Origin of the sequence: Catenovulum adriaticum, assembly GCF_026725475.1 — a bacterium.
Lineage (GTDB): Bacteria > Pseudomonadota > Gammaproteobacteria > Enterobacterales > Alteromonadaceae > Catenovulum > Catenovulum adriaticum.
Window position 1 is genome coordinate 1,467,597 of sequence record NZ_CP109965.1, and the last position, 12,698, is coordinate 1,480,294.

A 12,698-nucleotide genomic window follows, 5' to 3' on the forward strand; every position below is an offset into this window, starting at 1 on the left:
CGTTTATCATTTACTTATTACAAAGTGGGCGTTTTTAGGGTTAGTATGTTTATTGTTTATCCATCAAATCGACTTGAAGATTTGATCATTTTATTGGAAAAAGTATTAGCAACACGCCAAGCTTCGGTTTTTGAACAAGATGAAATTTTAGTTGAAAGCCAAGGAATGCAACACTGGATAAACATGCAACTGGCGGCCAGCCAAGGCGTTGCTATGAATATCGATTTTCCAATGCCATCCCGATTTATTTGGAATTTAGCCCGACAAATTTTAGGTGATGATTTAATTCCTAGAAAATCTCCCTATAGCCGTGAAATTTTAGCGTTTAGAATTGAACATATTTTAACGCAAAGCGAATTTATAAATTCATCATTTTCTGATGAAGTGAATCAGTATTGGCAAACGGCGCAGCATTCAAAGCAATTAAGGCGCTTTCAACTCGCCAGTAAATTAGCTGATGTATTTGAGCAATATATGTTGTACCGGCCAGAGTGGCTAGACACTTGGCAAGCGCACCGGCAACCGGATGAATTATCAACTGATAGTTTATTAAATACCGCAAGTTGGCAAGCTGAAATTTGGCGATCACTTGTAGATAAGGCGCCCTATCATCAAGCTAATTTACAAGATTTAGCAATTTCTCAATTACCTAACCACCTTGATAAACTGCCTAAGCAAATTTACATTTTTGGAATTAACGCTTTACCACCTAAAAGCTTGTCATTTTTTGAAGCCATTTCGCAGCATATTCCAGTGCACTTATTTCATTTAAACCCCAGTGTCGAATTTTGGGGAGATATTCAAACTGATAAAATAAAAGCAAAGCGAGACAAGTTACAGCAAAATATTAATTGGGATAACGATCAAACTGAACTCAGCAACCCTATATTAGCCAACTTAGGTGGGCAAGGGCGGGCATTTTTTAATAGTTTACAGCAGCTAGATACTTTTGAAATTAGTGCATACAGCGATTTAGACACACTTGATTCTGACGTAGACAAACGCTCGGTTTTGCAACAGATTCAAGCTGACATTTTAACGCTACAGGACGCACGCCACGAAGCTTTGACTACTGAACCTGCTGAACCTAGAGTTGATGACTCTATCGTTGTTAGCGCAAGCCATAGTGCATTAAGAGAAATTCAAGTTTTACACGATTATTTATTGCATCAATTTAAACAAAATCCAAGTTTGCAGCCACAGGATATTGTGGTGATGTGCCCCGCGATTGAAGATTACGCACCTTATATTGAGGCTGTATTTAAACGACCCATTGAGTACGGTGCTGACAATGAAATAAAATTACCTTGCTCTATTGCAGATCGAAATTCATTAGATGCAGAGCCACTCATTAACAGTTTTACCGATTTACTCAATTTGCCAGACAGTCGCTTTGAAGTGAGTAAAATTTTAGATTATATCCGTTTGCCAGCACTGCAAGCTCAGTTTGGTTTTAGCGAAAGTGAATTATCCACCATAGAGTATTGGCTATCAGAGGCGGCCGTTCATTGGGGAATTGATGAATCACATAAAGCAAAAATGAGTCATTTAAATAGCGCGGATGCTACTTTTACCTGGCAATGGGGCCTTGATCGACTCATTTATGGTTTCGCTTGGGGCGATGAAGCTCATATTGAAAACGAGCAACTATGGTTGCCTCATGTAGAAGGCAATAACGCTATATTACTCGGGCGGTTATGCTTTTTATTAGAACGCTTACAATACCATGCAAAAAGTTTAACGTTAAATAGAACGCCTGCTGAGTGGCATCAATATTTGCACGAATTAAAAACGCAATTTTTTGCTGAAAACGATCAAGAGCAAGATGCATTTTTTATTATAGATAATGCGATTAATGCGTTAACCGAACGCTGCGAAAAAGCTGAATTTAATGAGTCACTTGATTTATCGACCGTTCGTTATTTTTTGACTCAGCTTTTTAGCCAGCCCGATGCAAGCAATCATTTTCTAACAGGCCAAATTACCTTTTGTTCTATGGTGCCTATGCGCAGTATTCCGTTTAAAGTAATTGCTATTTTAGGATTAAATGATGGCCAGTACCCACGCCAGCAAAACCCAATTAGTTTTGATTTAATGGCCTCCACTCAAGCTAAATTAGGTGATAGATCGCGACGGGGTGACGATAGATACCTATTTTTAGAAGCGCTTATTTCAGCTCGTAATAGTCTGTATTTAAGCTATCAAGGACGAGATATTAGAAACAATGAAGCGCGTCAACCCAGCTTAATTTTAAAAGAGCTAATGGATTATTTGAGCCAAGCTTACGGTTGGCAATTTGTATTGGATACAGCATTACTCCCTGAAAATAATCAATTAAAGGTGAATCCACTTCATGCGTTTAGTGAACAAGCTTATCGGGGTAAATGGCCTAGTTTTGATAAAAATTGGTGTCGTTTAATTTATCCTAAAAATAATAATCATCAGCCATCAGACAGTCAGGCACATACTTATTTATCAGCAACTCATGCTGAGGACACCTTAATAGAGGTGGATATTGAAGAGTTAGTGCGCTTTTTTGCTGATCCTCTTGCTTATTTTGCTAGACAGCAGCTCAATCTTAACTTGTCTGACTATCAACTGAATCTAGAAGATGTTGAACCTTTTAGTGTGAATGTGTTAGATGAATATTTGTTGCGCCAGTCATTTTGTCAGCAAATGTTAACGTCAGCAGTGCCTCGACCACATACAGAGGTAACTGAAAATTTGCTTAACCCGTTAGCGCGTCAAGTAAGTTTATCTGGTCGTTTACCAGAGTCGCCACTAAAACAGCAGGTAATTGAAAATAGTCAGGCGTTATCTGAACTTATGGTTGAAAAACTTGGTTTTAACACGCTGTTAAATCAACATATTAAGCTTGAAGTAAATGGTTATTTATTATCTACCCAAATATGTTTAGCTGGCCCAGCTAATGAATCAGAATACAACCCTGAGGCAAATTATAATGTAGTGAGCGCTTCAGACACTCATCCAAAAAGCTTAAACAGGCCTGAACCGAATATTGTTGTGTGGCGGGCGGCTGTGCGCAAAGCTAAAGATGATATTCGGCTTTGGTTGAATCACTTAATGGCTTGTATATATTTTAATCAAGGTGAATCGCCACTAAGTCAAGTTAACAGTACCGGCGTATTTTTAAATTCGAAAAAAGATGGCGTAAGCCAAGTACGATTATCGCTTGAGATGGATTCAGAACAAGCCAAAGAACACTTGACGCAGTTAATTAAAATGTGGCAACAAGGGGTAAAAACGCCAAGCTTATATTATGCGGATTTAGCCAAAGTTTATTTAGGCAAAACCTTAAATAAAAAACAAAAGCCACAAGTTAACGAACTATCGTCTAACCCTGAGCAAATAATACTTTGGGAAAAATTCCAAACGGAAATATTAATGAACAATGAATATTATCAATGGTTTTTTCCAGTTGAACAAGCGTTTGATAGTAACAACCATGAAACCTTAATTAAGGCTTTTTATCCGTTATACGATGCGCTACAGGATGTGAAATAATGAGTCAAACGCCTGCAATTTTAGCGCCTAGCGAACTCCCATTACAGGGGCGTCATTTAATTGAAGCCAGTGCCGGCACTGGTAAAACCTTTAACATTACTCGCTTGTACCTAAGGTTTTTAATTGAAAAACAGCTTAGTGTTCAGCAAATCTTGGTGATGACTTTTACTAAAGCTGCTACCCAAGAATTAAAAGCCAGAATTGATAAAGAGCTGAGAAATGCCTTAAATAACTGGGGAAACTTAGGGCAGAGTGATCCATTTTTTGCGAGTATGGAACAAAAGTATCCGGCGGATAGAGTTAAGCCCATTTTAAAGCTCGCTCTACTAGATTTAGATGAAGCCGCTATTTTTACCATTCATGGATTTTGTAATCGAGTATTGTCACAACAAGCCTTTGCCAGTGGCATCGATTTTGACACCAAAATGGAAGCAGATACCAGCGAGTTATTATTAACTGCAGCACAAGACTGGCTAAGAAAAATTAATCAGAATGAAGCTGAATTTGCGTTGTTACAACAAAATAACTGGCATACACCTGAACAATTTTTAAAGCACTTTTCAAATGCAATTCGCCAAAACGAGGTGTTAACCGCTGTCGATGAAAGTAAAGTAGCGCAAGGTCAGCAGCTAGCCTTGTCAACTTATGCGCACGCTTGTTATGTACAAAAACAAGCGATAAAAAAAGATTTATGTGCGGAGCAAGACGCCGTATTTGAAGCATTAGTGACTCATCATAAAGATAAAGATCTGCGCTTGGATGAGTGGTTTCAGTTGCTCAATTGGCTAGACTCTGACAGTAGCGAACTTGCGCCTAAAGCTGCAGGCGATTTTATAAATGGAAATAGATACAGAGGTAATGCGTTTTTAAAATCTTTGTTTGAACCCTTTAAACAGCTTAGAGAACAAGTTAAAAAAGATATTAGCAAACTTGAATCAAAGGTGCAGCAGCAACGCGAAAGTGTGCCAATTTGTCAGTTGGTTTTACAAGGCATCTATCAAATTAAACAAGCTTTTATTGTCGCTAAACAGCAAAATAGTTTAATGGATTTTGACGATTTAATTGTGCAATTAAGTGAACTGCTGCAGGCAGAAAAGCAAGTAGCGAATAACCCCAACGAGACAACTCATATCGCCGAAAGTGCATCTTGTGCAAACAAGGCGCAGCTTAAACCATTAACCTGTGCATTAAACACCTTGTTTCCAGTTGCGTTAGTTGATGAATTTCAGGATACGGATGCTGCGCAATACCAAATTTTGGATTGTTTATATCCAAAATCAGATATTCAGCATTGTTTAATGATGATTGGCGATCCTAAACAAGCCATTTATGGTTTTAGAGGCGGAGATATTTTTACTTATTTAAAAGCCAGAGACGCGGCCGATTTTAAATGGGTAATGGATACCAACTGGCGCTCTATGGCTGGGGTTGTAACAGGTTATAATCGTTTATTTTGGGGGGGGCCATTAAATCAAAATGCCCAATCAGTTTTTGGATATGGAATCGATTATGAAAACATTCATTCAACCCCAAAAGCGGCGGCTAATAAACGGCCATTAACGGATGAAAATCAATCATTTGGTGCAATTAACTATGTTTATTTGGATTCGGTTGCTAAACCTACAGGCAGTAAGGGTAATGCGACAAAAGAGGATTATTGTCAAAGCTTATCTACATGGTGCGCTAATGAAATCATTCGGTTATTAACGCAAGCTAAATTAGGTGATGCGTTAATTAAACAGCAAGATATTGCGGTATTGGTTAAAACCGGACGTGAAGCTGAATTTATTAAACAAGCTTTAGCAAATGCTGGGCTAAGCGCCGTATATTTAAGCGATAGAGCCAATTTATTTTTATCTGAGCAAGCCAAAGAAATTGAATATGTATTAACGGCCTTATTAGAGGTAGAAAACGAATCTTTATTAATTCGCGCGTTATCCACCCGATTATTTGGGTTTAACGCTGAGCAACTAGCCAAATTCCAACATGCGGAATATCAAGATGAATGGGAAGCTGCGCTAAATACCGCAATAGAGCTTAAACAATTGTGGCAATACAAGGGCGTAATGGCGATGTTAATGCATCTGATCCATCATTATTATCAGCCGCTTTCGCACCAACATGAGCGTGAGCTGACGAATATGATCCATTTAGCCGAATTGTTGCAACAAGCGACTAGGCAGTATAAACACCCACAACAGTTAGTTAAATGGTATCGGCAACAAAGAGAATATGGCCACAATGAAGCAGAGCAGCGTTTAGAAAGCGAAGCTAATTTAATTAGAATTATTACTCAACACAGCTCTAAGGGGCTGGAATATCCGGTGGTCTTTATTCCATTTGCCAGCATTTATTCAGACCCGAGTAAAATTGGTAGCCAGACTAAACAATTTTTCACTTATTACGATGAATCATTGAAAAAAAGTGTGCATCAAATTGGAGCAGACCAATCGGTCATTGCTAAAGTAACTGAGCAAGGCATTGCCGAATCTATTCGCTTATTATATGTCGCGGTTACCCGAGCTGAGCATAGATGTTATTTAGGCATTGCGCCGTTTGAACAATCTGAATACTCAGCTTTAGCAAAAACGCTACAGCTTAAAAATGCACAAGCTTGGCCTGACTATTTAAAAGCTTTAGTTGAAACGTCACATCATTCGAGTCAATTAATTGAGCTGTCGCCAGAATTTGAAACATTACAATATACCGCTAATGATGTGCCAGATGAAAATATACAAGCGCAAATCTTTAATACTAAAATTAATGATAATTGGTCCTTGTATTCGTTTTCAAAAATAACCCGCAATGCGCATGCCTCAGTCAGTATAAAAGATTACGAACGACAAGATGAGGCCGCTCACTTATTAGCAGCTGATACCCAAGCAACACCAAATTTACCTATAAATGATGAACTTAATCTCACGGAGCAATCGACTCTTAACCCCGATATATCACCAGACGCTTTTCGATTTACGTTAGCAAAAGGGGCGTCTACCGGCAATTTACTACATGATATTTTAGAATACACAGATTTTAGTGAGCCTGATTGGCAAAGTTCAATTACTGAGCCCGTATCGCGTTTTGGCCAATTAGACGACGAGCAGCAAAATGAACTAATTGCTTGGCTAAACTCGGTTTTACATACCCAACTACCGGTAATTGAGCCAGAAACCCAACGCTTTTGTTTAGCGGACTTGCGCCGCGAGCAAACCTTACGCGAAGCTGAATTTTATTTTCCGTTATCACAAAGCCAAACTGGGTTATTGATGAAGGTTTTAAAGCAGCACAGAAAACAAAATCAGGCAATTTATTTACCCACCGCCAGTGAATTAGATGGCATGATGCATGGGTTTATTGACTTAATATTTGAGTTTAATGGCCGTTATTACGTAGCTGATTACAAGTCGACTCATTTAGGCTATCAAGTGGAAGATTATAATCCAGAAGCTTTAACTTTAAATAACCAACAACATTTTTACGACTTACAGTATTTAATTTACTGCTTAGCCTTGCATCGGTATTTAACAAAACGACTTGATGATTATCAACCTGAACTCCATTTTGGTGGGGTTTATTATTTGTATTTACGAGGTATGGCACAAAGCAATAATCAACCTTATGGTGTTTACCATAGCGCGATTAGCTGTGAGTTATTAACCGAACTTGAGCAAGTTTTTAGCAACGATTATCTTAAAAATGAGCAGCCACAAATTGCTCAGCTCCAAGATACTCGCTCTGGAGAGGCTGAATGAATCCCGTTTATTTAAACTTAATTCAATGCCAACAAGCACTAGATTCAATTGAAGCCATTGATTATTTTTTTGCAGATAAAATGTTTCAATTTTATCAAGTGGATATTGATAGTCAATCAAACGACTTACAACCGCGCTTTGATGAAAACGACTACGCACAAATTTTTCATTTGTTTTTAGCGTTGCAATGGCACCAAAGGCAAGGACACTCGTGTTTGCCTTTGAAGCATATTGCGGGAATAACCTTATGGGAAAACGAAGTAGAACAAACAGTTCAGTTAAATTCATCTGCTACATTGCCTGTTGCCGCACCGGCAGCTAATAAGCCAGGTTTTTTATTTGCCGACCATCAACAATTAACGCACTTACTTAATCGATTAATTGAATATAAAACTAAGATATCAACGCCCGTTGAACCATTTCAGCAGCCCATTATTGTAGAAAACTTACTATTAAAGCTATCCGCTAGTAGCGACAACTCTAGTTGTCATGTAACGACGAGTAATCAAAACACGCATGATCAAAGCGATCACGATATTACAGCGCCTAGTAATACTAACACCACTTCAACCCATGTATATCTAAGACGATATTGGCAATTTGAGAACGAAGTTGCTCAAAAAATAAAAGAAAAGTCGCAGCACCACCCAGTATCGCAACAGCAAATACAAGCTGTTAAAGACATTTTCACCCAGTTATTCCCGCAAACACAAGCCCACTTAAACGAACCCGATTGGCAACAAGTTGCGGTCGCCAACGCATTGGGCAGAAAACTGAGTATTATCTGTGGTGGACCCGGAACAGGTAAAACTTATACAGTTACTCGCTTATTAGCTGCGTTACAAGCCAGCTCATTGGCAGATAGTCATAAATCGAATAGCCTGAACATTAAAATGGCTGCGCCGACTGGTAAAGCGGCACAACGGTTAAAAGAGTCTATTTGCGGTGCTAAAGAACAGCTCAAAGCTGCAGGCCTTGATTTGCAGATACTAGATGCAATTCCTGAAGAGGCAAGTACTTTACATCGACTTTTAGGTATTAAACCTAACCAAACCATGCCTAAATATAACCCGTTAAATCTATTAGAGTGTGACTTATTATTAATTGATGAAATATCAATGATTGATTTAGCTATGATGGCCAGACTGCTAAGGGCGTTACCTGATTCAACCCGATTAATTTTATTGGGGGATGCCCAGCAATTACCGTCAGTTGAAACTGGCAATATATTGGCTGATTTAGTCGCCAATTATCAAGTAGGCGTAAGCCCAAAAGCGGCAGAGCAAATCAAACAAATTTCAGGTCAAGCTGTTGTGATTAACCCAGCACAAAAAGCAGATCATATTAGCTTTTTAACCAAAACTCACCGCTTTGGTGGTCAAATTGGTGAAATTGCCAAAGAAGTGATTACTGCTAATCCTGTAAATTCATGGCAGAGGCTATCAAGGCATAAAATGACGCCAAACGAAGCAGAGCAACTCAAACTTGATCAGTTTAGTGATTCACCAATTGAATTAGCTTTGATTGAACCGAGCCAGTTAGAGACATTTATTAATGCAGCTTGCCAGCAGTATTATTTAGCAATTAGCCGTGCAAGTTCGCTAAAGCAAGCGTTTGACGCATTAGCTAAATTTAGAATTTTGGTGCCTAACAGAGTCGGCCAAACCGGCGTAGAGCAGTTAAATATTCAAATTGAACAAGCGCTGTCCAAAAAAATCGCTAACTTAAAAATTAATCAGCATTATGCTGGACGTCCTGTCATGGTGACTGAAAATAGTTATACTAATGGATTATTTAACGGAGATATTGGTTTAATATGGGCAGATGAAAACAATAAATTACAAGCCTATTTTGAGACTGAATCTGGTTATAAAAAAGTAAGCTTAGCGCGTTTGCCTTTAGTTGAAACTGTTTATGCTATGACGATTCACAAAACTCAAGGCTCAGAGTTTTCGCAGGTTGCGTTAATTTTGCCAGAGCAAACAAACCCTTTATTATCGCCTGAATTAATTTATACAGGGCTTACTAGGGCAAAACAAAAGTTAATCATACTCGCAGCGAAACCAATTTGGTATGCTGCTTTAAATACTCAGCTAAACCGTTATTCGGGGTTGGCTCACCGCTTAATAAATTTTTCACAAGGTAATCGCTAATGATGCGTTTTTTAAGTGCTGAAATAATTGATATGTCAGTCGTTTTAATTTTTTTAACAATTTGGTTTGGTTATGCAACTTTTGCTCGAAAAATGTCAAAAAAACGAGCGACTTTATCCAGTGTCCTCATTATTTTAAGAATTGATTGGATGCGCCACTTATTAGAGCGCGATAATCGAATTTTAGATGCGGCTTTAATGGGTAACATTGAAAAGAATATTAACTTTTTTGCTTCAACTACGTTGTTTATTATTGCGGGTGCATTAACCGCGTTAACCTCAGCCGGTACTATTCATGAAATCGTCCAACATGTACCTTGGGTTTGGCCACAAACTGTGTTTGTGGTGCAATTTAAAATACTCGCAATTATTGTAGTGTTGGTTTATGCCTTTTTTAAATACACATGGGCTTTAAGACAATATGGGTTTGCTTCGGTGATGATAGGGGCAGCGCCTAATACTGATGATCCTAATGCAACCGAAGACATGAAAAAAGCTTTTGCCGTTAATGCCGGCAAATTAATTGATCAAGCTCAACATAACTTTAATAGTGGGATGCGATCTTATTATTTTGCATTATCGATTGTGGGCTGGTTTATTCATCCATTACTTTTTATTGGGTTAAGTTTAATCGTGATGAGAATTTTATATTTACGTGAGTTTAGGTCTCGTTCATTAAAAACTTTGGTTGATGGTCTAGGTATGAGCCAATATTACAGAGATAACCCTAAAACTTTAAAAGTGAACGGACCGGATAACTAAAAGGCAGGCTTTGTCGTTTTGTTATAGTGTTGTGTTATTGCGAAACTAGGCGTTGAATCAGCCGTTAATCGAACAGCCAATTGAAAGTGATCTGGTTTATAGCTGCTTTATTTTTAGGTAAATAAAGCGGTCAACCGAGTCAGTCACATGATTGTATTGGCTGTTTATTTATTATTTGATGAGTTACTGGGTAACGTTACGAATCGCCAGCTCAAAATATTTATTAACACTGGTATTAATATCATTCACTAGTTTTTGATAACAAATACCTGGAAACGCAAAAGTATGGCTAGAAAAGCTTAACAAAACGGTTGGTGCGTTGGGATCGGTTTCATCGTATAACCATTCACCACCTATGTGTTTTCTAAATGTTTCGCCAATGTAAGAGCCTAACATGTTACAAATTACAAAAATAAAATCGTCCTTTTTAGGCTGATCTTTTAATTTGGCAACACTCCACAATAGCACTTTATCAATTTGAGCTACGCTGTCCATGCTAAAATTAAGCTCAATATCGTATTCTTCTTTTACATAATTAACCGCATCAATAGAAGACTCTTCCATCAGTTTAGTAATTTCAACTTGATTCATTATTATTATCCTTTTCTACAGATAGCTTAAGATTAGCAATCGAGCATCAGCCTAACAAGCCAATTTATTAATTTAAAGCTTAACGCTTTGTTAATTTATTAAATAACTTATTTATTTGCGGTTATTACTGCCCTTATTGGTGCCGGATAACCTTCAATGGTTTTGGTAATATCGTTCGGATCTAAAAAATCAGCTAAAGATTCATTTTCCATCCATTGAGTTTTACGCTGTTCATCTAGGCTAGTAACCGTTTCGTCAACCACTGATATATTTTTAAAACCGCAGCGGGTTAACCAATGAGATAAAGCTTTACTACTAGGAATAAACCATACATTTCGCATTTTTGCATAACGTTCACCTGGCACTAATACTTGATGTTCGTCGCCCGGAATAACGATGGTTTCTAAAACTAATTCACCACCAGGTTTGAGCTGAGCTTTTAATTGCTGTAAAAAATCAATGGGTGATTTTCTGTGGTACAAAACGCCCATTGAAAAAACAGTATCAAAAGCATTACTGGTAGGCAGTTGCTCAACCCCAAGAGGCAATAAATGCACATTGGGTTCATTCATATATTTTTGCATGACTTGAAACTGAGCAACAAAAAGCTCAGTCGGATCTGCGCCTACAACTAAGTCTGCACCTTCGCCTAACATTCGCCACATGTGATAACCATTGCCACAGCCAATATCTAGCACTTTTTTACCTTTTAGTGGCGAAATATAGGGCAGTAACCTGTCCCATTTCCAGTCACTACGCCATTCAGTATCAAGTTCAATATTAAATAATTGATAAGGTCCTTTACGCCAAGGCATTAAGTTGGGCAATAACTTAGACAGCCGAATTTGTTCACCTTGATTTAAATCATCAGCTGAACCTATTTGCACAGATGATTTTAAATCAATTTGACTTGGCGTAGCTTGAGGTAAGTTTGTAATTGTTTTTTGCCATTGAGTAAAGTCGCCATGGCGACTAGATTGTTGCCATTGGTTAAGCAAAGCAGGCATTTGAGTAAGCCAGCTTGTTAAATTATGATCTATTAGGCTTTGATAAAACTGAGTAAACATTTATTTAATTGCCATCATTGAAGTAAAGTTAAAGCATTGATACCACTGGCTAAAATTTGTAAATCCTGCCTGTTCAAAACGTTGGTAGTGAGTCTCTAAAGTGTCGGTTCGCATTACGTTTTCAATTGCCGTTCGTTTTTGGCTAATCTCTAATTCACTGTAGCCGTGCGCCCGTTTAAAGTCTAAATGTAACTCATCTAAGGTATTTTGAATTTGGTTGGCGTCAAAACGTATTTTTTCCGAAAGAATTAAAATGCCACCCGGTTGTAAGCCTGCATAAATTTTATTAATTAACTCAGCTCGCTGCTCAGGCGGGATAAACTGTAACGTAAAATTAAGTACAACAACGGACGCTTTTTCAATTTCAACTTGTAGTGCGTCTTCACATATTACTTGGGTTTCAACATCACTTTTAAAATGATTAAGTTGCGTTAAACACCTTTCAACCATCGCCTGAGAATTATCAACCGACACAATCTTACAGTTAGTATTTTTAATTGAACGGCGCATTGCTAACGTAGCGGCGCCTAACGAACAGCCTAAATCGTAAATAGTTGAATTATCTTGAGCAAATTCTTGCGCCAAATGACCTATGGTTGAAATGATAGTTTGGTAGCCGGGTACTGAACGTTGGATCATATCTGAAAAAACATCGACAACAGTTTCATCAAATACAAAATCTTTTACCTTGTGGTGGGGGTTGGCATAAATATTATCTAAATTGCTCATAGGTTGAATGTTTAAAACAGAGTTAGAATAAAATGTGCCAGTATTTTACCTGATGTAAGCGCAAATGTAGTGCCTTTAGCGTATTTTTTTACATTATCAATGCTATCATAAGGGCAATTT

7 protein-coding genes are annotated in these 12,698 nt (G+C 38.0%); 4 read left to right on the forward strand and 3 right to left on the reverse strand.

Translation table 11 applies throughout. From position 1 onward, the window contains the following. Positions 1-45: 45 nt before the first annotated feature. The 4 genes from recC to OLW01_RS06585 are packed head-to-tail and all read left to right on the forward strand — an operon-like array spanning position 46 to position 10,191. A complete protein-coding gene (gene recC / locus OLW01_RS06570) occupies positions 46-3,525 on the forward strand; it encodes an exodeoxyribonuclease V subunit gamma (protein ID WP_268075955.1) in 3,480 nt (1,159 codons plus the stop codon). Continuing rightward, entirely contained in the window at positions 3,525-7,277 is a 3,753-nt protein-coding gene (gene recB / locus OLW01_RS06575; RefSeq protein WP_268075956.1) for an exodeoxyribonuclease V subunit beta, read from the forward strand. Before recC ends, recB begins: the two co-directional genes overlap by 1 nt. Then, complete coding sequence (gene recD, locus OLW01_RS06580; protein WP_268075957.1) at positions 7,274-9,430, forward strand: exodeoxyribonuclease V subunit alpha; 2,157 nt, start codon at positions 7,274-7,276, stop codon at positions 9,428-9,430. Before recB ends, recD begins: the two co-directional genes overlap by 4 nt. Continuing rightward, positions 9,430-10,191 carry a DUF599 domain-containing protein gene (locus OLW01_RS06585; RefSeq protein WP_268075958.1) on the forward strand — a complete coding sequence of 254 codons (762 nt, stop codon included), beginning with the start codon at positions 9,430-9,432 and terminating at the stop codon, positions 10,189-10,191. The genes recD and OLW01_RS06585 overlap by 1 nt, the downstream gene beginning before the upstream one ends. 183 nt (positions 10,192-10,374) lie before the next feature. Here the strand turns inward: OLW01_RS06585 and OLW01_RS06590 are convergent, their stop codons facing one another. From OLW01_RS06590 to cmoA, 3 genes are all read right to left on the reverse strand, one after another. Continuing rightward, complete coding sequence (locus OLW01_RS06590) at positions 10,375-10,782, reverse strand: hypothetical protein (RefSeq protein WP_268075959.1); 408 nt, start codon at positions 10,780-10,782, stop codon at positions 10,375-10,377. A gap of 107 nt (positions 10,783-10,889) precedes the next feature. Continuing rightward, entirely contained in the window at positions 10,890-11,849 is a 960-nt protein-coding gene (gene cmoB, locus OLW01_RS06595) for a tRNA 5-methoxyuridine(34)/uridine 5-oxyacetic acid(34) synthase CmoB (RefSeq protein WP_268075961.1), read from the reverse strand. After that, positions 11,850-12,578 carry a carboxy-S-adenosyl-L-methionine synthase CmoA gene (cmoA, locus tag OLW01_RS06600; protein WP_268075962.1) on the reverse strand — a complete coding sequence of 243 codons (729 nt, stop codon included), beginning with the start codon at positions 12,576-12,578 and terminating at the stop codon, positions 11,850-11,852. Between the last annotated feature and the right edge of the window lie 120 nt (positions 12,579-12,698).